We start from the raw sequence: 21,233 nt of genomic DNA on the forward strand, positions 1-21,233 counted from the left end.
GGTACCCGGCACAGGGCCACACCGCCCCCACCTTCAAGGAACCTAACGGGTCAAACCACCCCACCGGAACCCCTCGTCCCAGGCTGTGGACAACCACCCTGGCCACGACGGCCCACGACCCGACGCCAACCGCATGCTCGACACCGACACCCCACGACACCGAGACCGAACACGGCCCACGATCACGATGCGACCACCGAGTGTGCAGTTCGGGTCGTCCACACCCCGCCCCGACCGCCCCAACTGCACACTCGACGCCCACCGGCCCCCCCGGCTCCGGCCAGGGCCCAGCGGACGTGCTCGTCACCGAGATCGCCCGAGACCCCGAGAGCTTGAGCGAGCCCCGTCAGCCCCGAGGCGTCCGCCCCGGGCACCTTCTCCGTTGCGCGTCCCATCGACCACGATCTTTCGCGCACTCGAGCACGACGTCGAGGTCGTCAAGGGCCCGAGAACGACCTCAACCACGTTCTCGGCCGGCGGCCAGGCCCCGCGCGTACGCCTCCGCCGATCCTTCCCGGAACATGTCGGTCTCCGAGGCCCGCACGAGCACGCGCGCCCCTGGCCCGTCCTCGTCCGTCACGAACCGTCCGAGCCCGCGCACCACGGCGACCGGTCGCCCTGCGGCCTTGCCGCGCACGAGCTCGGACGCCGCCGCGATCTGGTCGGCGACGGCCGTCACCGTCACGGACAGCTCACGTCCGTGCGAGTCGACCCCGCCACGCAGGTCGTCGAGAACGACGACCCCGGCCGCGCCGATCGCCAGGTCCGTGAGCCCCTCTCGCCAGGCGCGCCCAGAGGTGTCGGACACGACCACCCCGACACGCACCCCGAAACGTTCCGCGAGCGCCGCACGCAGGGCGCGCGCCGAGGCGTCGGGGTCGACGGGCAGCAGCAGCACCGTGCCCTCGGGCGTGTTGGACGCGTCGACGCCCGCGGCGGCCATGACGAGTCCGAGCCGGTTCTCGACGATGCGCAGCACGCCCCCGGGGTAGGGCCGCGTCGCGACGACGCGCACCGTCTCGTCGGTGATGGCCTGCTCGCGGTCGGCGGCCGCGACGACGCGTCCCTCGGCCTTGGACACGACCTTGCTCGTCACGACCACGACGTCCCCGTCGCGCAGCCCGCCCTCGCGGTCGAGCGCGTCCCCCACGATGCGCGCGAGGTCGTCACCGGGCGAGACCTCCCCGATGCCCGACGGCGCCACGACCGAGAAGCGGGTCTCGTCGCCCTCCGCGTGCCCCGCGTCGGGCGACCCGTGCGCACCGGGGTGAGCGGCGCCGTCGGGCGGGAGGAGGGGGGTGGACGTCACCGGACGAGCTTCGGCAGGACGTCGCGCGAGAACGTGTCGATCCACTCGCGCTGGTTGCGGCCCACGTTGTGCAGGTAGATGCGGTCGAAGCCCAGGTCGACGAACTTCTGGATGTAGGCGCGGTGCACGTCGGGGTCGGACGAGATGACCAGGCGCCCCTCGAAGTCCTCGGGACGCACGAGCTTGGCCATCTGCTCGAAGTCGAAGGGCGAGCGGATATCTGCCTTGGGGAACTTCATGCCGCCGTTGGGCCACTCGGTCATGGCGTTGGTGAGCGCCTCCTCGTCGGTCTCGGCCCACGACATGTGGAGCTGGAGAACCTTGGGCATGGTCTGCGGGTCGCGGCCGGACTCGCGGACGCCGTCGTCGAACTTGCCGAAGAGCATCGAGATCTTCTCGAGCGGTGCGCCCACCGTGATGAGGCCGTCGGCGTGCTTGCCCGCGCGCTTCGCGGTGACCGGGCCGGCCGTGGCGACGAGAATCTCGGGGGCGACCTCGGGCATGGTCCACAGGCGCGTCGACTCGTGCTTGTAGAACTGCCCCGAGTGCTTGGTGTCCTTGCCCGCGAGCGATGCGGCGAAGAGCTTCTTGATGATGTCGATGGCCTCGAACATGCGGTTGATGCGCTCGGGCGCCTCGGGCCAGTACTGCGCGGTGACGTGCTCGTTGAGGGCCTCGCCCGAGCCCAGGCCCAGCCAGTGGCGTCCCGGGTACATCGCGGCGAGAGTCGCCGAGGCCTGCGCGACCATCGCAGGGTGCCAGCGGAACGTGGGCGCCGTGACGCCGGGGCCCAGGTCGCCGCGCGTGCGCTCACCCAGGGCCGACAGGACGTTCCACACGAACGCCGAGTGCCCCTGCGCGGGGACCCAGGGCTGGAAGTGGTCCGCGGCCATGACGCCCGAGAAGCCCTTGCTCTCGGCGTACTCCGAGAGGGCGATCACCTCGGTCGGGTGGAACTGCTCGAGCATCGCGGCGTAACCGATCGTCAAGTCCATGGACCGACCTTAGTACGCGTGCCCGGCCCCCGAGCGCCGGTACCGGGTACCTGCCCGAGGACGGCCGCCGGGTCGCGCGGACCGGACGGCCGTCCTCTTCCCAGCAGGAGTCCGCTACGTGAACAGCGGGGTCAGCGCGGCGTACTCCTCGACCGAGCCGTCGCGCAGGCAGACCTCGATGATCTGGCGGCCCAACGGGTCCAGGTCGTCGGTGAGGAACTGCTGGAGCTCGCTCTTGAAGAAGTCGGTGATGATCTTCGCGCCCGCGTCGTACGCCTCGACGCCCACCTGGGACTGCATCTCGGGCTTGAGGAACGTCGGGCGCACGAGCTGCCCGTCGATCTTCATCTCGGTGAGCGTGTACCCGAACAGGGGGCACCGCGAGGGCGTGAGCTCCTCGGTGCGCAGCTTGCCGCCGCCGCGTCGCGCAAGGTACTCACGGGTGAGCCACTCGGCCGCGAAGTCGACCTTGTACGCGCCGATGTGCTGGTTGGGAGTGAGCACGTAGCGCGTGCGGTCCATGTCGACGAGCTGGCGCAGCAGGAGGTTCGCTGCTGCGACCTTGGTGCCGGTCGAGAAGGGCCAGTACGACCCGACCCCCTCGGCGACCATGCCGCCGTGGGCCAGCGCGTCGGTCGCCGACTTCGACTCCCCGATCGAGGGGTTCTTGTCCCCGCGCGGGGCGATGAGCCGCCAGATCCACGCGAGCGACGGCGGCACGATGTGCATCATGCCCATGATCCCGTAGGTCGGGTTGTCGCGGGTGCACGCCGGCATCCGGGCGCCGAACGTGCGCACGTCGACCTCCTCGGCCCCGGTGACGTCGGTCAGCAGGCGGCGGGGCACGACCACGCGCGGGTTGGGGCAGCGCTTGCCGGTCGAGTCGAGCGTGTGCTCCCAGGGCAGCACGGTCGCGTCGGGGACGCCGTCGATGTTGAAGAAGACGAGCGGCTGGTCGGGGTGGATGCAGGCCCGTTCGAGGTGCGCGTCCTGGCCGTAGCCCGTGAGGTTGTCGACGCGCACGAACCACCCGTCCTCGGCGTCGGCGACCACCAGGCGTCCGTCGCCCGTCTGGAGGTCGACGTGGCACAGGGTCATGTCGTCGGTCACGGGGTCCAGGGCGCTCGTCTCGCCGAGGTTGATGACGTAGGGCTCGTGGGTCACGACGTTGGTGCCCAGCAGGATGCGCCCGTCCTCCTGGCGGCGGATCTCCTGGCACATCTCGGACTTGCCACCGCCCGAGGCCCCCTCGTGCATGATCACGGTCTCGTTCTCGTACGGGGTCGTGACCCGCACCGACGACGCGTGCGCGGTGACCCACCCCTCCTGCTCCCCGACGTCGAGCAGGACCGAGAAGACGCCCTTCTTGGCACTGGGGCCCGGGTAGAGGTTGTAGGCGAAGACCTCGTGCAGCGTCTCGGAGCGGTCGTGGACCACGACCTGGCGGCCGTCGAAGTGCGTGTGGCGGAAGGGCGGGGCGACGTAGAGGATCGAGCGCGGCTCGAACGGGCCGATCTCGTCGAACGTGACCCAGCCCTGCAGGTCCACGAGCGTCAGCGCGAAGAACGCGGAGTTGACCGGGCAGATCGCGAGCGACGGGTAGCCGTGCGTGAGACCGCCGGCCTTGAAGGGCACGACGACGAGGTCCTGACCGGCGAGCCAGTCGAGCGTCTCGGCCTTGACGGCGTCGAACTCGGCGTCGAACACGTCGCGGTAGCGCGGCTTGTCGGTCGGCAGGTCGTCGGCGATGCGCATGCAGTCGGGGTCGCGCCGGCGCATGTAGTCCTCGGGGTAGTTCACGGCGATGCCGTTCTTGCAGCGCACCACCTCGGCCTCGGGCACCGGCGTGCCGAACACGTCGTACTCGACGGTGAACCGGGGTCCGCCCTCGGGGCCGAGCGCGAGCTGGTAGAGCTCCTCGCGGGAGGACGGGACGATGACGTTGCCGCACGCATCCAGAGCGGCCTGGACAGCGGGGGGAAGGACCATGCCGGCGGGGAGGCTTCCAGTTCCGTGCACGGCCACGCTGTCGATCACTGTCATAGCTACTCCTGGGTCGGACCTCGAACGAAGGCGTCGAGATGATGGGGCGCGTCCACGTACGCCCTCGCCTTTGCTAGAAGGTTACGAGTCGATGACCATGTCAACCAGGGACCTTTGACCTTTGTTTCATTCGGGAAAACTCGGGCGCACGCCCTGCGTCCGGGGACCGGCCGTTTCACAGGAGCCCCCGAGATTCTGGGAGAATGTCGTCCATGAGTTCACCCGCCGAGGGCACCACGCCCGCACCCGCCTCCCAGACCCCCGCCGCACCCGCCCCCGCCGAGGGCACCCAGGTAGTCCGTGCCGTGGTCGGAGAGGTACCGGACAAGGTGAGCCTCGACGGCCTCGAGACCAAGTTCGACGCCGCCTGGACCGAGCAGGGCACCTACTCGTTCGACCGCTCCAAGACCCGCGAGCAGGTCTACTCGATCGACACCCCGCCGCCCACGGTCTCCGGCTCGCTGCACGTGGGCCACGTGTTCTCCTACACGCACACCGACGTCGTCGCCCGCTTCCAGCGCATGCGCGGCCGTGAGGTCTTCTACCCCATGGGCTGGGACGACAACGGCCTGCCGACCGAGCGCCGCGTGCAGAACTACTACGGCGTGCGCTGCGACCCGTCGCTGCCGTACGTCGAGGGCTACGAGCCCCCGCTCCAGGGGGCCGAAGGGAAGAGCGTCAAGGCCGCCGACCAGCAGCCCGTCTCGCGCCGCAACTTCGTCGAGCTGTGCGAGCGCCTGACGGCCGAGGACGAGGTCCAGTTCGAGGAGCTGTGGCGCCGCCTGGGCCTGTCGGTCGACTGGTCGCACCACTACCAGACCATCGGCGTCCCGGCGCGCATCGTGGCACAGAAGGCGTTCCTGCGGAACCTCTCACGCGGCGAGGCGTACCAGTCCGAGGCCCCGGGCCTGTGGGACGTCACGTTCCAGACGGCCGTCGCGCAGGCCGAGCTCGAGGCGCGCGACTACCCGGGCCACTTCCACAAGGTCGCGTTCCACGCACCGGGCGGCGAGAAGGTCTACATCGAGACCACGCGACCCGAGCTCCTCGCGGCCTGCGTCGCGCTCATCGCGCACCCCGACGACGAGCGCTACCAGGGCCTGTTCGGCACCACGGTCACCTCCCCCCTGTTCGACGTCGAGGTGCCCGTCCTGGCGCACCCCGGCGCGCAGATGGACAAGGGTGCGGGCATCGCGATGTGCTGCACGTTCGGCGACCTGACCGACGTCCAGTGGTGGCGCGAGCTGCAGCTCCCGACCCGCTCGATCATCAACCGTGACGGGCGCATCACGCGCGAGACCCCCGCGTGGCTCACGTCCGAGCGGTCGGTCGCGCTGTTCGAGGAGATCGCGGGCAAGACGACGTTCTCGGCGCGCACGGCCGTCGTCGACGCGCTGCGCGAGGCGGGCGACCTCGACGGCGAGCCCGTCGCGACCCAGCGCAAGGCGAACTTCTTCGAGAAGGGCGACAAGCCCCTCGAGATCGTGACCTCGCGCCAGTGGTACATCCGCAACGGCGGTCGGGACGTGGCGCTGCGCGAGGAGCTGCTCGCGCGCGGCAAGGAGCTGAACTTCCACCCCGAGTTCATGCAGGTGCGCTACGAGAACTGGGTCGGTGGCCTCAACGGCGACTGGCTCGTCTCGCGCCAGCGCTTCTTCGGCGTCGCGATCCCGCTGTGGTACCCCGTCCTGGAGTCGGGCGAGACCGACTACGAGCACCCGATCGTCCCCGACGAGGCGCTCCTGCCGGTCGACCCGTCCTCCGACGTGCCGGCGGGCTACACGGCCGACCAGCGCGGCGTCCCGGGCGGCTTCGTGGGCGAGCCCGACGTCATGGACACCTGGGCCACGTCGTCCCTGACCCCGCAGATCGCGGGCGGCTGGGAGTCCGACCCGGACCTGTTCGAGCGCGTCTTCCCCATGGACCTGCGCCCCCAGGGCCAGGACATCATCCGTACGTGGCTCTTCTCGACGGTCGTCCGCTCGCACCTCGAGCACGGCTCGCTGCCCTGGACCAACGCCGCGATCTCGGGCTGGATCCTGGACCCCGACCGCAAGAAGATGTCCAAGTCCAAGGGCAACGTCGTCACGCCCCTGGGCCTGCTCGAGGAGCACGGCTCCGACGCGGTCCGCTACTGGGCGGCCTCGGCACGCCTGGGCACCGACGCGGCGTTCGAGGTCGGCCAGATGAAGATCGGCCGCCGCCTCGCGATCAAGGTCCTCAACGCGTCCAAGTTCGCGCTGTCGTTCGGCGGCAGCGAGATCACGCTCGACCCGGCCCTGGTGACCGAGACGATCGACCGCGCGATGCTCGCGGGCCTCGCCGACGTCGTGGACCGCGCGACCGAGGCGCTCGAGAGCTACGACCACACGCGCGCCCTGGAGCTCTCGGAGACGTTCTTCTGGGCGTTCTGCGACGACTACCTCGAGCTCGTCAAGGACCGCGCCTACGGCGCCGGAACGACGAACGGAGCGACCGACGCGGTGCCGTCCGCGACGCAGTCGGCTCGCGTCGCGCTCGCCCTGGCTCTCGACACGATGCTGCGGCTGTTCGCGCCGTACCTGCCGTTCGCGACCGAAGAGGTGTGGTCGTGGTGGCGCACGGGCTCCGTGCACCGCGCGCCGTGGCCCACGTCGACCGGTCTGCGCACGGGCGCGGGCGACGCCGACCCTGCGGTCCTGACCGCCGCGGGTCACGCGCTGGCCGCGCTGCGCAAGGTCAAGTCCGAGGCCAAGGTCTCGATGCGCACCCCGATCCTCGCCGTGACGCTGGCCGTCCCCGCCACCTCGATCGAGGGCGTGCGCGCTGCGGCGGAGGACGTCCGTGGGGCAGGCCGCGTGACCGGGGCGCTCGACCTGGTCGAGGCGAGCGAGGGCCAGGGCGACCCGGCCGTCCAGGGCGGCATCGTCGTCGTGCACTCCGAGCTCGGTGAGCCCGAGGTCCGCAACCGCGGCTGACGCTCCCCCGCTCCACGAGGTAGGGCCCCGACCGCACGTGCGGTCGGGGCCCTACCTCGTGCGCACGCTCCAGCGTGCCGAGCGCGGTCACACCATCTCGCCCCGCAGCCTCGCGTCGTCGCCCGACATGGTCGCGGCCACCTCGTTGGGCGTGCCGTCGTCGTTCCAGCGCAGCGTCGCACCGACCCCCTCGATGAGCTCGACGCTGCCGTCGGGCGAGAACGTGAGCCCCGCGTCCTGGCCGATCGCGGCCCGCACGAGGGCCACGGTCGCGGGCAGCTCCTCGATCCCCTCGCTCACACCCAGGTCGGTGATGTCGGAGCGGGAGGACCCGATGTGCAGCGGGCTCGGCCCGACCCACAGGGTGCGTCCGTCGAGCTCGGTGTCCTGCCCGTACTCGTCCGCCAGGATCAGCTCCTTGACCTGGCCGCGCGAGAGCACCGCGACCACGTCCTCGAGCGACGTCACGGCGGCCGCCTCGCGTCCCTGCTCCTGCCGGAACTCGGCGAGCACGGCCTCACGGCGCCGCTCGCGGAAGCTCTCGAGCGCGTCGGCGACCTTCGCCTCGAACGCCGCCTCGTTGATCCCGGCGCCGCGTCCGCCGCCCGCGACCTCGACCACGAGCTCGTCGGTGGCCTTGGTGAGCGCAGCCCGCACCAGCGGCACGGCACGCACGTCGCCCGTGACGAGGATCAGCTCCGGACGGTGCTCGAGGACCTGGCGGTCGAGCTCGGCCGCGACCGCCTCGGCGTTGCGCTCCCAGGAGTCCTCGGCGCGCGCCTCGATCCGCTTGTGGGACAGGCCGCCCGTGCGGACCTTGTTGATGACGTCGTGCCCGCCCTCGACCGACTCGGCGTCGCCGTAGGGCAGGTGGCCACCCGCGACGGACCACGTGAGGTCGGCTCCCTGGCGGTCGACCACGACGCGGACGTAGTCGACCGACTCGTCCGCCGCGCGCGCCGCCTGGAGCAGAGCGGGGACGGGGCCCCAGAGCCCCTTGGTGACAGCGGGCGGGTCCTTCAGGACCCGGTCGACGAGGACACCTTCCTCGTCGGCGATGAGGACGCGGCCGTGCGGGCCGGGCATCCTCGTGGGGAGGGTGACGGACTCCTCGAGCTCGTCGATGATGCTCGCCGGGGCTCCCGCTGCGGCGAGCGCCCGGCGTACTCCCTTCCACCGGTTCTCGACCTCGCGTGCGGTGGCCTCGTCGCCACGTGTCGCGTCGAGGTAGACGGTCGCGAACGGGCCGGGGTGGCCGAGCAGGGGCTTGAGCCAGTCGATCTTCATGCAGGCACCTCTAGACATCCATCGTCGGAGGGACGGTCGGAGGCCGACCGCCCCGATGTCCTCCCCAGCCTGCGGCACGTGGCCGACGATCGCCACCGGGGAGGGGTGCCCCCGGCGTGGCCCGCTCCCGGCGCACGACGGCCTCGCACCGAGCCCGCGCCGGCCTCGTCCCGGCGAGCACGAGGCGTGCGAGAGGCGTGCGACGGCCGCCCGCCCCCGCACGCCCCCGCCGTCGTGCGCGCGGCCCTCAGGAGTAGGTGTCCAGCACGGGAGCCTGGTCCTCGTGGTCGCGCGCGATCTGCCGGTGGTGCCGGATGACCTCGTTCACGATGAACTCGCGGAACTGCTCGGCGAACGCCGGGTCCAGCCCCGAGGACTCCGCGATGGCGGTCAGGCGGGCGATCTGCTGCTGGTCCCTGGCCGGGTCCGCGGGCGGCAGGCCGCCCTGCGCCTTGAGCTCGCCCACCCGGCGCGTGAACTTGAAGCGCTCGGCGAGCAGGTGCATGAGGGCGGCGTCGATGTTGTCGATGCTCTCGCGCAGCCTGAGGATCTCTGCGGGGACGGGGGGTGGCGACGCGGCGGGGGCGTGGGACTCGCTCATCCGTCGATCCTAGGCATCTGCTGCGACGCCCTGCATCGACCGACGGAACGTGGGACGCCCGGTACACAGTAAAATCGGTCCTTGCCCCACCACTCAGCGGAGAGTTGACATGACCGAATTCGCGTCGCCGAGCCTCGTCGAGGTACCGGCCACCAGCAGCATCAGCACGCTTCTCACCGACCGCGTCGAGCGTTCCGGGGACGACGCGGTGATCGAGCGACGCCTGACGCCGGGCGGCCCGTGGCAGCCCGTCAGCGCCCGCGCCTTCGACGACGACGCGGTCGCCGTCGCCCGCGGACTCGTGGCGCGCGGCGTGCAGGCCGGGGACCGGGTCGCCATCATGTCGCGCACCCGCTACGAGTGGACGCTGCTCGACTTCGCGGTCTGGGCCGCCGGAGGGGTGCCCATCCCCGTCTACGAGACCTCCTCGGCCGACCAGGTCGAGTGGATCCTGTCGGACGCGGGCGTGAGCGTGGCCCTCGTCGAGACGTCCTCGCACGCCGCGATCGTCGAGAGCGTCCGCGAGCGGCTCCCGCTCCTGCGCGAGGTCCTGGTGATCGACGACGGCGCGGTCGACGACCTGCGGACCGGCGGCGCAGAGGTGTCTCGTGAGGTGGTCGACGCTCGTCGCGCCGCCACCGGGCGCGAGGACCTCGCGACGATCATCTACACGTCGGGGGCCACCGGTCGTCCCAAGGGGGTCGAGCTCACGCACCTGAACTTCGTGCACCTGACCCGCAACGGTGTCGCGGGCCTCGCCGAGATCGTCGCGACGCCCGACGCGCGCACGCTCCTGTTCCTGCCCCTCGCCCACGTCTTCGCCCGGTTCGTGCAGGTCGTGTGCATCGCCTCCCCGACCGCGGTCCTGGCGCACAGCTCCGACATCAAGAAGCTCGTCCCGGACCTGGGGTCGTTCAAGCCGACGTTCCTCCTCGCGGTCCCCCGCGTGTTCGAGAAGGTCTACAACGCCGCCGAGCAGAAGGCCGGCGCAGGGGCCAAGCGGCGCATCTTCCACTGGTCGGCCAAGGTCGCCATCACCTACTCGCGCGCGCTCGACTCGGCGGGCGGCCCGTCGATCGTCCTCAAGGCCCAGCACGCCCTCGCGGACCGGCTCGTGTTCGGCTCGATGCGCGCGGCCCTCGGCGGTGACCTCACGCACTCGATCTCGGGTGGCGCCCCCCTGGGCGAGCGGCTGGGCCACTTCTTCCGCGGCGTCGGCCTGACCATCCTCGAGGGCTACGGCCTGACCGAGACCACGGCCCCCTCGGCCGTGAACCTGCCCAGCCGGCTCAAGATCGGCACGGTCGGCCCGGCGTTCCCCGGCACCGCGCTCAAGGTCGACGCCGAGGGCGAGCTCTTCGTCAAGGGCGACCACGTCTTCCGCGGCTACCACAACCAGCCCGACCTGACGGCCGAGGTCCTCCAGGACGGCTGGTTCCGCACCGGAGACCTCGCCTCGCTCGACGAGGACGGCTACCTGCGGATCACCGGGCGCAAGAAGGAGATCATCGTGACGGCGGGTGGGAAGAACGTCGCACCGGCCCAGCTCGAGGACCGTCTGCGCGCCCACCCGCTCGTGAGCCAGGTCGTCGTGGTCGGCGACCAGCGGCCCTTCATCGGTGCCCTGGTCACGATCGACCCCGAGATGCTCCCCGGGTGGCTCACGACGCACGGCCTGCCGCCCATGGACGTCGCGACGGCCGCGACCGACCCGACCGTCCTCGCGGCCCTCGACCGGGCCGTCACGCGGGCCAACGAGGCCGTGTCACGCGCCGAGTCGATCCGCAAGATCCAGGTGCTCACGACCGACTTCACCGAGCAGAACGGGTATCTGACCCCGTCGCTCAAGGTCAAGCGCAACCTGGTGCTGCGCGACTTCACCTCGACCATCGACGACCTGTACGGAGCCCCCGCGAACGCGGACGCCTGACGCTCGGGCCGCACGGGCCGCACGGGCCGCACGGGCCGCACGGGGCCACGCTCTCCCCCGCACGCCACGGCCCGCGCCGAACAGCCCTGCCCCGCGCACAGCAGGGCGGGCACATGACGAAGGGCCCCGGAACCGAGGTTCCGGGGCCCTTCGTCGTGCGTGCGTCCTACGCGCTCTTCTCGCGCGGTGCCCGCTTGATCGCGGTGCGCGGGACGAGCGTCGGGTTGACGTTGTCCAGCACGGCCTCGCGCGTGATGACCACGCGCTCGACGTCGTCCCGGCTCGGGACGTCGAACATGGCCTGCTGGAGGACCTCCTCCATGATGGCGCGGAGCCCACGAGCACCCGTGCCACGCAGCAGCGCCTGGTCGGCGATGGCGCTGATCGCGTCGTCCTCGAACTCGAGCTCGACGCCGTCGATCTGGAACATGCGCTGGTACTGCTTGACCAGGGCGTTGCGCGGCTCCGTCAGGATGCGCACCAGCGCCTCCTGGTCGAGCTTCGCGACCGACGTGATGATGGGCAGGCGGCCGATGAACTCGGGGATGAGGCCGTACTTCTGCAGGTCCTCGGGACGCACCTCGGCGAAGAGGTCCGCCTCCTCGTGCGTGTCCATGGGGGCGCCGAAGCCGACGCCGCGCTTGCGCGAACGGGTCGCCACGATCTCGTCGAGCCCTGCGAACGCCCCGGCCACGATGAACAGGACGTTGGTCGTGTCGATCTGGATGAACTCCTGGTGGGGGTGCTTGCGCCCGCCCTGCGGCGGCACCGAGGCCGTGGTGCCCTCGATGATCTTCAGCAGGGCCTGCTGCACTCCCTCGCCGGACACGTCTCGCGTGATCGAGGGGTTCTCCGACTTGCGGGCGACCTTGTCGACCTCGTCGATGTAGATGATGCCCGTCTCGGCCTTCTTGACGTCGTAGTCCGCGGCCTGGATGAGCTTGAGGAGGATGTTCTCGACGTCCTCGCCGACGTACCCCGCCTCCGTGAGCGCCGTGGCGTCCGCGATCGCGAACGGCACGTTGAGCATCTTCGCGAGCGTCTGGGCCAGGTACGTCTTGCCGGTGCCCGTGGGGCCGATCAGCAGGATGTTCGACTTGGCGATCTCCACCTGCGAGTCGTCCGAGGGGCGTGCGTGCTCCCCGGCCTGGATCCGCTTGTAGTGGTTGTACACCGCGACGGCCAGCGCCCGCTTGGCGGCGTCCTGCCCGATGATGTACTGCTCGAGGAAGTCGAAGATCTCCCGCGGCTTGGGGAGCTCCACGAGCCCGAGCTCGGCCGCTTCCGACAGCTCTTCCTCGATGATCTCGTTGCAGAGCTCGATGCACTCGTCGCAGATGTACACGCCGGGGCCCGCGATGAGCTTCTTGACCTGCTTCTGGGACTTACCGCAGAAGGAACACTTCAGCAGGTCTGCACCATCTCCGATCCGAGCCACTACGAGCCTCCTAGCCTCGGTCTTGCTCTTGCGCTGGGACTGAGGCCCCCGCGATCTGGGACGACACGTGCCGACCTACCACCATTGCACACCACCGGGGGCCCGTTGTCAGCCGGGCACCCCGGTGGGTCGGGGGGAAATGTCGAGATCAGGGCTTGTTCTGGATGACCGGCTTGCGGCTCTCCAGGACCTGGTCGACCAGGCCGTACTCCTTGGCCTGCTTGGCCGTGAGGATCTTGTCGCGCTCGATGTCCTCGCGCACCTGGGCGACGTCGCGCCCCGAGTGCATGGCCAGGGTGTCCTCGAGCCACTCACGCATGCGGATGAGCTCGTTCGCGTGGATCTCGATGTCCGACGCCTGCGCGTAGCCGCCACCCTCCATCGCGGGCTGGTGGATCAGCACGCGGGCGTTGGGGAGCGCGAGACGCTTGCCGGGCTGGCCGGCCGCGAGCAGCACGGCCGCGGCGGAGGCCGCCTGTCCCAGGCACACGGTCTGGATCTGCGGCTTGATGTACTGCATGGTGTCGTACAGCGCCGTCATGGCCGTGAACGAGCCACCGGGCGAGTTGATGTACAGGATGATGTCGCGGTCCGGGTCCTGGCTCTCCAGGACGAGGAGCTGGGCCATGACGTCGTCCGCGGACGCGTCGTCGACCTGGACGCCCAGGAAGATGATGCGGTCCTCGAACAGCTTGGTGTACGGGTCCTGGCGCTTGAAGCCGTAGGCCGTGCGCTCCTCGAACTGCGGGAGCACGTAGCGCGAGGACGGCGCGCCGTGCGGGAGGGCGATGCCGCCGCCGGCGCCCGCGCCCGCGAGGCGCTGAGCGGTCGAGATGTACTGGGATTCCTGGCTTGCGTAGCTCAAGGTGTCTCCTCGGGTGGGATCGTGGGTGGGGGGCCGGGGCGTCGGTGAGCTCAGCTGCTCGCCGTGCCGCCGCCACCCGTCACCGACGAAGCGTTCGTCACGACGTGGTCGATGAAGCCGTACTCGAGGGCTTCGGGCGCCGTGAACCAGCTGTCACGGTCGTTGTCCTTGAGGATCTTCTCGAGCGGCTGACCGGTCTGCTCGGCCGTGAGCTCGGAGAGCACCTTCTTCATGTGCATGATGAGCTGCGCGTTGATGCGGACGTCCGTCGCCGTACCACCGATGCCGCCCGAGGGCTGGTGCATCATGACGCGGGCGTGGGGCGTCGCGTAGCGCTTGCCCTTGGTGCCCGAGGAGAGCAGGAACTGCCCCATCGAGGCGGCCATGCCCATCGCGATGGTCGCGACGTCGGGCTGGATGTACTGCATGGTGTCGTAGATCGCCATGCCGGCCGTGATCGACCCGCCCGGCGAGTTGATGTAGAGCCAGATGTCCTTCTCTGGGTCCTCGGCCGCGAGCAGCATCATCTGGGCGCAGATGGCGTTCGCGTTCTCGTCGCGCACCTCCGAGCCCAACCAGATGATGCGCTCCTTGAGCAGCCGGTTGTAGATGGAGTCGTTCAGGCCGAGCCCCGGCCCCTCGCCTCGTGCCACCGGAAACTGATCGCTCACGTCCATCTCCTTCGTCGATCCCTCTGTCGCTCGCGACGCTCGAACGTCGCGGCTGGTCGGTTCCTCCGTCTGGACGGACTCACCGTTGCTGTGACCCTAACGCGGGCGGGGAGCGGAAACCGTCCCGATATCCGGGGTTTTCGCTGTGGGCGCAGGAAGGGCGCCCAGGCTGCCCGACGGCGTCGCTCACCGACACTTCCCGGGCCCCGTGGCCGCAGGTCGCGCTGGGCCGTCGCGTCGACCCCGCCGGACGCGACGGGCGCGCTCCGTGCGGTGCGACGCTCCCTCGGCCATGCGCGACGGCCCCCACCTCCGCAGGGAGGTGGGGGCCGTCGTCGGGCTCGCTGGACGGTGCCGTGACCGGGAGGTCAGGCCTTGTCGGCGGGCGCCTCGTCCTCGGAGACGACCTCGATACCGTCTTCGTCGGTGATGCCGGTGACGTCCTCGCCCGCGGCGGCGGCCGCTGCGTCAGCGGCAGCGTCCTCCTCGTCCGAGCCGATGAACTCGCTCAGGTCCACGACGTTGCCCTCGGAGTCCTTGACCTCGACCTGGCGCAGGGCCACGGCGAGGGACTTCGAGCGGGCGACCTCGCCGACCATGGCGGGGATCTGGCCGCCCTGGTCGAGCGACTGGATGAACTGGTTCGGGTCCATACCGTACTGGCGCGAGGCGTTGACCAGGTAGTCCAGGAGCTCGTTCTGGGCGACCTTGATCTCGAGCTGCTCCGCGAGGGTGTCGAGCAGGATCTGGTTCTTGAGCGCGTTGGTCGCGTCGACCACGACCTCGGCACGGTGCGCGTCGTCCTCGAGACGACCCTCGGACTCGAGGTGACGGTGCACCTCGGCCTCGACAGCGCCCTCGGGCACGGGGATCTCGGTGTTCTCGACGAGGTACTTGACGAGGGCGTCGCGGGCCTCGACGGCCTGGTTCGAGGTCTTGATGCTCGCGACCTGCTCGCGCAGGTCCGCCTTGAGCTCCTCGATCGTGTCGAACTCGGACGCGAGCTCGGCGAACTCGTTGTCGGCCTCGGGCAGGTCGCGCTGCTTGACCGAGGTGGCCGTGACGGTGACCTCAGACTCCTTGCCCTCGTGGTCGCCACCCGCGAGCGGCGCCTTGAAGGTGGTCGTCTCGCCGGCCGAGAGGCCGGTCAGCGCCTCGTCGAGGCCCTCGAGCATGTTGCCCGAGCCGATCTGGTAGCTGATGCCCGAGACCGAGTCGATCTCCTCGTCGCCGATGACGGCCTTGAGGTCGATGACGACGAAGTCGCCCTCGGCGGCGGGGCGGTCGACGCCGACCAGCGTGCCGAAACGCTCGCGCAGCGCGTCGAGGCGCTCGGCGATGTCGTCGGCGGAGACCTCGGCGGCCTCGACCGTGAGCTTCACGGTGTCGAGCGCGGGGATCTCGATCTCCGGGCGGACCTCGACCGTGGCCGTGAAGTGCAGCGCACCCTCGGCGTCGAGCGGGACCTCGGTCACCTCGACGTCGGGCTGGCCGAGCGGGCGGATGCCCGTCTCGTTGACGGCCTGGCGGTAGAAGCCGGAGAGGCCGTCGTTGATGGCGTGCTCGAGCACGGCAGCACGACCGACGCGCTGGTCGATGATGCGCGCGGGGATCTTGCCCTTGCGGAAGCCGGGGACGTTCACCTGCTCCGCGATGTGCTTGTAGGCGTGGTCGATGCTCGGCTTGAGCTCGTCGTACTCCACCTCGACGGTCAACTTGACCTTGGTGGGGTCCAGGGTCTCGACGGCGCTCTTCACTTCGATGATCTCCAACTGATCGGGGAGCCGACGTGCGGCAACGGGGTGCGTGCTCGTCCCGCCGGTTGCAGCGGGACCTGTTCGAACGTTCATCGATCGGTGGCAGGCGCCGGGCGCCTGGTCGATCGCGTCGCCTCGAGCGGTGCGGCGGGAGCCCCGGAGGGCGTCCACCGGAAAGGGCGCACGGACAACCCGTCCATGGTACGCCACACCTCGTGGGCGCAGGCGCGCCCGGTGCGAGGACGGCGGACCGGGCGGGACGTCGGCGCCGCTCCGGCACCGACGTCCCGCCCAGGTCGTCCTGCTGCGGTCAGCCCCCGAGCGCGCTCGTCTCGACCAGCCGACGTTCGAGCTCGGGGCGCAGCGCCTGGACGGCGGTGGCCGTGAGGTGGCTGCCGTCGCGGTACAGCAGGAGCCCGCCCAGGACGGCCGGGCACCGGTCCGCCTGCGCGCACACGACCCCCGAGACGTCGACGACCTCGACCCCCGGCACGTCACCGAGCGCCACGTCGACGAGCAACGGGTCGGTCGGCAGCGCCTCGGCGCGCGAGAACGAGCACGCGTCCCAGTCGTCGAGCGCCCCCGAGACACAGCTCGGGACGTCGGTCACGGGCGTGGGCGTGTCTCGCAGGTAGACCACGGGCACTCCCGCGGCGGCGAACCGCCCGAGGGTGCTCGCCCAGGCGCGCTCTCGTCGGTCGGCGCCCTCCGCGCCCTCGAAGTACGCGGCGCTCGACCCCACGATCACGACGTCGGCGCGATCGGCGATCCGGTCGATCTGCGCGTCACGCCACGTCTCGCAGTGCTGCGACTCGTCGAGCATCTCCTGCGGCAGGTCGGCCGGGGTGCAGCCGCCCTTGGTCACGATCGACAGGCGCCACCCCTGCGCGAGCGCGATGTCGCGCAGCGCCCCGCTCCACTGGAACGCCTTCGAGTCGCCGAACAGCACGACCGCACGCCCGTCGGCCGGCCCGACGACGCACTCGGCCGGCCAGTTCGTCGAGCTCAGGCTCAGCGACCCCAGGCACGGGGTCTCCGCGGGCGGGGCGTCGAGCGCGGCCTGCGTCAGCCCGGGCGTCACCGGGCCCCCCGTCCGCGCGAGCGCGGCCGGTTCGAAGATCGTGTCGAGCCTCACCTGAGCGGACGCGACCTCCTCCCCCTCCAGGTCCGCGTACACGGCCGAGCCCGCCCCGAGGCTCGCCGTCAGGGCGAGCACGACCCCCGTGAAGCCCACCGAGTAGCTGGCAGAGGGCCGCAGCGCCACGACGTGCGAGCGCCGCAACGGAGACTCGACCCCCTGCAGGACGAGCCAGGCCACGCCCCCCGCACCGATCGTCAGGACCACACGCTGGGGCCACGTGAGCGGCCCCCACGCGGCGTCGGCCAGGACGAGGACGGGCCAGTGGACGAGGTACCAGGCGAAGGACAACCGCCCGACCGCCCGGACCGGCGCCAGCGCGAGCAGGTGGCCCACGCTCCCCCGGGCCGTCCGGACCGCAGCGGGGACCGCCAGGACCGCGACCGTCCCGAGGGTCGGCCAGGCAGCCGCCGTCCCCGGGAAGGGCGTCGACTCGTCGTAGGCCAGAGCCGACCACACCACGACGCCGAGCCCGGCCCACCCGGTCAGGGTCCACGCGACGCGCCTCAGGACGAGACGACCACGCGCCGGGACGACGTCGCCCACCGCGAGGGGAGCGACGCCGTCGGGCCTGCGGAGCAGAGCAGCCGCCAGGAGACCGCCCAGCCCGAACTGCCACGCCCGCGTGAGCGGCGACATGTACGCCACCGCGGGGTCGCTCGACGTCAGCGCGAGCGAGACGACGAACGACGCGACCGTGCCGACCGCCAGCACGGCGACCGCCGCGGGCACCGGGCTGCGACGCGTGCGCGACGCGACCGCTCCCACGAGCGCGAGCAGCAACGGCACCACGACGTAGAACTGCTCCTCGACCGCGAGCGACCAGTAGTGCAGCACGGGGCTCGGCGCCGCTGCGGCCGCCATGTAGTCGGTCTCCTGCGCGATGAAGCGCAGGTTCGCGACCTGGAGCGCGCTCGCGACGACGTCGACCATGGTGTCGCGCGCCCGCAGCGGCGGCAGCACGAGCCAGGCCGCGAGCGCCGTCCCGGCCAGGACCACGGACGCGGCGGGCAGGATGCGGCGAGCACGGCCCGCGAAGAACGCGGGCAGCGCGATCCGCCCCGTCGACGCGAGCTGGCGCAGCAGGATCCCCGTGATGAGGAAGCCCGAGATCGCGAAGAAGACGTCGACTCCCACGTACCCGCCGAGCACGCCCGGCACCTGCGCGTGGAAGAGCAGGACGAGCACGACGGCGAGCGCGCGCAGGCCCTCGACGTCCCCCCGGAAGCCGGGCCGCTCCCGCCCGGTCCGCGCGCTCACAGCGCCGCGATCATGGGGTCGAAGACACCGGCCGCGACGAGCCCGGCGAACGCCAGGGCCGCCGTGAGGGCCACGACCGCGGGCCACCGCAGGGAGCTGTGCGCCCGGGGCGACCCGGTCGTCGCCGCGGGGACGACCGCGCGGTCGCTCTCGGGGGACGCGTCGTCCTGCCCGGCGCGACCGCTCGGCGCCGTCATGCCTGCACCTGCGTCGCGACGGCCGAGGCAGGGGCGGAGTCCTGCGCACCCGCGAGGGTCGTCCTCACGAGCTCCACGGGGGCGGCCGAGGCCCGACGCGCCCCCAGCACCTGGAGTCCGGCGACGACGAGCGGCACCGAGACGTAGGCGTAGAAGGCCGCGAGCACGATCATGGCCCAGTAGCTGTCGACGCCGTGCGCGGCGACCCCCCGGGCGATCCCCACGGTCCACGTGAGGGTCCCGACGAGGAGCGTCGCCACCATGACGCGCGAGATGGTCCGCGCGAGGGCGCTCGACGACCCCTTGCCACCTGTCGGGACCCAGCCCGCGTGATGTCCGGTCACGGCGTGCCCCAGCACCACGAGGTGGCTGAAGCTCTGGGCGAGCTGGACCCGCAGGACCTCGGGCCGCCACCGGGTCCGGTGGACCACCGGGTACAGGACGAGGAGCACCCACAGGCTCGGGAGGAAGACCAGGAAGCTGGTCGGGCTGACCTGCTCGGGGTACCAGAAGCACATGACGACCGAGGGCACGTACAGGTTGAGCGCGAACAACGCCGTCTCGGAGTAGTAGACGAAGCCTGCCCACACCGCGAGACGTTGGCGTCGGTCGAGACCCGCCCTGGCCTTCGCCCCGTCCGCGACGAGGGCCACCGAACCGTTGGCCCAGCGGTACTGCTGGGTCAGGAACGGACCGAGCTCGTCAGGGCACAGCCCGCGCGCCAGACGGACCGGGACGAAGCGGGTCACGAAGCCCGTGCGCAGCAGCCCGATCCCGGTGTACATGTCCTCGCTGTGGTCGATCTCGGGGAACCCGCCGATCGTGTCGAGCGCCGAGCGCCGGTACAGGGCGTTGGTGCCGCAGCAGACCGTGGCCCCGTAGCGGTCGCGCGACGGCTGGACCCAGCGGTAGAAGATCTCCTGGGTCGCGCCCGCCGTCCGCTGGAGCCACCCCATGCGCTCGTCGGTGTCGAAGTCCTGCGGGCTCTGGACGATGCCGACGGCCGGGTCGTCCAGGTACGGGACCAGGTGGTGCAGGAAGTCGGGTCGCGGGCAGAAGTCGGCGTCGAAGATCGCGATCACGTCACCCTCGGTCACCGCGTAGGCCGACCGCAGATTCCCGGCCTTCTTGAGGTGCCCACGGTCGGGCCGGACCCGGTAGCGGAAGCCGTGGCGCTCGGCCAGGGCTGCGACCCGGGGGTCGGCGCCGTCGTCGAGCACCCACACCTCGACCACGCCGGGCCACTCGAGCCGCGCGACGTGACCGAAGGTGTTGTCGAGGACGTCGCCGGCCTCGCCGCACACGGGCAGGTAGACGTCGATGCTCGGAGGGGTCCCGGGCGCCCAGGCGGCGATCTTCCGCTCGTGCGAGTCACGCGTGACGCGTCCTCTGGCGGTCCCCGTCAGGAGCCACAGCGTGATGCTCACGAGCGTCAGCCCGACCGTGAGGTAGAGCCACCACAGCCACGGCGAGCGCGCTGCGAAGACGCACACCGCGACGAGGATCGGGAGCGTCGCGACGACCCCCACGGGCTGGACCCAGCGCTGGACGCGCGCGAGGTCCTGGTAGACGTCCTCGTCGGCGGGCGGCGAGGGCAGCAGGTGGTGGGCCCCGGTCGGCGGGCGCGTCGGCGGGGCGGGGAGCCGGTCGGGTTCCGGGGAGGGGGTCGCGTCCCCGTGGACCGGGCGACCCGACCGGTCATGGGGAGCCGGTGGACGACCGGCCTGGTGAGGGCTGGGTCTCGTGCCGTGCAGCAGTGTCACAGGTGTTCTCCGCTTCGATACCAAGTGACGCCCGAGGGCGTGGATGGCTCGCCGCGGCGACGCTGACTCGGCGGCAATCGGCTGGGCCGATATGGGAGGAACGCTAACGATTTACGCATGGCCGCGCCTGACAAAACGACCAAAACCACCCGACCGTCTCATCCCATAAGACAGATTGATACGGTTTGTCAGATTGCTGCAGCGCACAGCATCCGTTGCAGGCGCGATCAGAGCCGCCTGGTCGGGTTTGAGAGACGCTCGGTCCGCGACACTGCGGACCCGCGCCGCGGGTCGTCCACCGGGAGGTGACGAGGCGCCCGGTCCTGCGCCGAGGCGGGGGCGAGGACCGTCTTCTCGTCACGCTGTCGAGGGCCGCCGGGACGGGCGTCTGGGCCGGCGTCGCACCGCTCGCGACCGGCACCGACCCCGTCGAGGTGCGAGGCGGCGACGGCTACGGGTTCGAGACGACCGTCGACACCGCGATCCAGGTGGTCCGAGCCGCCCAGGACGGACGGGGCTCCGCGGCCGCCCCCACGACGAAGGCCCGGAACCGTCGAGGTTCCGGGCCTTCGTCACATGTCGGGGTGACAGGATTTGAACCTGCGACCTTCCGCTCCCAAAGCGGACGCGCTACCAACCTGCGCCACACCCCGAACGTGCCGTCGTGCGACGACGGCCTCCGGTGCGTCACGTCGGGCAGACCCGCCGCGCAGCACCGGCAACGGCCAAGTGTACGGGGTCCCGAGGAGGGGCGAGCGCCACCCCTGCCCGGCAGGTCACCGCACTGACCAGCGAGAGCACGCTCACGAGCACCGAGTCCCGCGACCGGCCCGACCTTTGCTAAGGTAGCGCCGCAGACCTCGCCACCACGGCGGGCGTTCTTCTGCGCGGATGTAGCTCAATGGTAGAGCCTCAGTCTTCCAAACTGATCACGCGGGTTCGATTCCCGTCATCCGCTCCAGCACGACACGACGGCGGCCCGAGGATCCTCGGGCCGCCGTCGTCGTTCCCCCTCCCCCGCG

At 71.1% G+C, this 21,233-nt stretch carries 14 protein-coding genes and 2 tRNA genes; 3 read left to right on the forward strand and 13 right to left on the reverse strand.

Features of this window, described 5'->3' with window-relative positions:
* Positions 1-457 precede the first annotated feature (457 nt).
* From JOD49_RS04070 to JOD49_RS04080, 3 genes are all read right to left on the reverse strand, one after another.
* Positions 458-1,309, reverse strand: coding sequence for a coenzyme F420-0:L-glutamate ligase (locus JOD49_RS04070; RefSeq protein ID WP_205306081.1), 852 nt, complete (start codon positions 1,307-1,309; stop codon positions 458-460).
* Positions 1,306-2,304: a TIGR03557 family F420-dependent LLM class oxidoreductase gene (locus tag JOD49_RS04075; RefSeq protein ID WP_138824860.1), complete on the reverse strand. Its 999-nt coding sequence runs from the start codon at positions 2,302-2,304 to the stop codon at positions 1,306-1,308. Before JOD49_RS04075 ends, JOD49_RS04070 begins: the two co-directional genes overlap by 4 nt.
* A 114-nt stretch (positions 2,305-2,418) precedes the next feature.
* Positions 2,419-4,347 (reverse strand): DUF4914 family protein, encoded by a 1,929-nt coding sequence (locus JOD49_RS04080; RefSeq protein ID WP_205306082.1) that lies wholly within the window; start codon positions 4,345-4,347, stop codon positions 2,419-2,421.
* A 212-nt stretch (positions 4,348-4,559) separates the two neighbouring features.
* Here JOD49_RS04080 and valS point away from each other — a divergent pair, with 212 nt between their 5' ends.
* Positions 4,560-7,304: a valine--tRNA ligase gene (gene valS / locus JOD49_RS04085; protein WP_205306083.1), complete on the forward strand. Its 2,745-nt coding sequence runs from the start codon at positions 4,560-4,562 to the stop codon at positions 7,302-7,304.
* Positions 7,305-7,391: 87 nt separating this feature from the next.
* Here the strand turns inward: valS and JOD49_RS04090 are convergent, their stop codons facing one another.
* Complete coding sequence (locus tag JOD49_RS04090) at positions 7,392-8,591, reverse strand: baeRF2 domain-containing protein (RefSeq protein ID WP_138824866.1); 1,200 nt, start codon at positions 8,589-8,591, stop codon at positions 7,392-7,394.
* Positions 8,592-8,838: 247 nt separating this feature from the next.
* The gene (locus tag JOD49_RS04095) at positions 8,839-9,192 is read right to left on the reverse strand and encodes a chorismate mutase (protein WP_205306084.1); all 354 of its coding nucleotides are present in this window, start codon (positions 9,190-9,192) and stop codon (positions 8,839-8,841) included.
* Positions 9,193-9,301: 109 nt separating this feature from the next.
* On the opposite strand from JOD49_RS04095, the gene JOD49_RS04100 reads away from it, so the two are divergent.
* The gene (locus tag JOD49_RS04100; protein WP_205306085.1) at positions 9,302-11,122 is read left to right on the forward strand and encodes an AMP-dependent synthetase/ligase; all 1,821 of its coding nucleotides are present in this window, start codon (positions 9,302-9,304) and stop codon (positions 11,120-11,122) included.
* A 166-nt stretch (positions 11,123-11,288) separates the two neighbouring features.
* On the opposite strand, the gene clpX is transcribed toward JOD49_RS04100, so the two are convergent.
* From clpX to JOD49_RS04140, 8 genes are all read right to left on the reverse strand, one after another.
* A complete protein-coding gene (clpX, locus tag JOD49_RS04105) occupies positions 11,289-12,560 on the reverse strand; it encodes an ATP-dependent Clp protease ATP-binding subunit ClpX (RefSeq protein WP_205306086.1) in 1,272 nt (423 codons plus the stop codon).
* A gap of 148 nt (positions 12,561-12,708) precedes the next feature.
* Entirely contained in the window at positions 12,709-13,425 is a 717-nt protein-coding gene (locus JOD49_RS04110) for an ATP-dependent Clp protease proteolytic subunit (RefSeq protein ID WP_239525135.1), read from the reverse strand.
* Between the two features lie 50 nt (positions 13,426-13,475).
* The gene (locus JOD49_RS04115; RefSeq protein WP_372441213.1) at positions 13,476-14,096 is read right to left on the reverse strand and encodes an ATP-dependent Clp protease proteolytic subunit; all 621 of its coding nucleotides are present in this window, start codon (positions 14,094-14,096) and stop codon (positions 13,476-13,478) included.
* 368 nt (positions 14,097-14,464) lie between these two features.
* Positions 14,465-15,853 (reverse strand): trigger factor, encoded by a 1,389-nt coding sequence (tig, locus tag JOD49_RS04120; protein ID WP_205306088.1) that lies wholly within the window; start codon positions 15,851-15,853, stop codon positions 14,465-14,467.
* A gap of 310 nt (positions 15,854-16,163) precedes the next feature.
* Positions 16,164-18,251: an acyltransferase family protein gene (locus JOD49_RS04125; RefSeq protein ID WP_205306089.1), complete on the reverse strand. Its 2,088-nt coding sequence runs from the start codon at positions 18,249-18,251 to the stop codon at positions 16,164-16,166.
* Positions 18,248-18,448 carry a hypothetical protein gene (locus JOD49_RS04130; RefSeq protein ID WP_205306090.1) on the reverse strand — a complete coding sequence of 67 codons (201 nt, stop codon included), beginning with the start codon at positions 18,446-18,448 and terminating at the stop codon, positions 18,248-18,250. The genes JOD49_RS04125 and JOD49_RS04130 overlap by 4 nt, the downstream gene beginning before the upstream one ends.
* The gene (locus tag JOD49_RS04135; protein ID WP_205306091.1) at positions 18,445-20,211 is read right to left on the reverse strand and encodes a glycosyltransferase family 2 protein; all 1,767 of its coding nucleotides are present in this window, start codon (positions 20,209-20,211) and stop codon (positions 18,445-18,447) included. The genes JOD49_RS04130 and JOD49_RS04135 overlap by 4 nt, the downstream gene beginning before the upstream one ends.
* 579 nt (positions 20,212-20,790) lie before the next feature.
* A tRNA-Pro gene (locus JOD49_RS04140) sits at positions 20,791-20,864 on the reverse strand.
* Positions 20,865-21,098: 234 nt separating this feature from the next.
* Here JOD49_RS04140 and JOD49_RS04145 point away from each other — a divergent pair.
* Positions 21,099-21,172: transfer RNA gene (locus tag JOD49_RS04145), tRNA-Gly, on the forward strand.
* The last annotated feature ends 61 nt before the right edge of the window (positions 21,173-21,233 follow it).

It is taken from the genome of Oerskovia jenensis (assembly GCF_016907235.1).
Taxonomy (GTDB): domain Bacteria; phylum Actinomycetota; class Actinomycetes; order Actinomycetales; family Cellulomonadaceae; genus Oerskovia; species Oerskovia jenensis.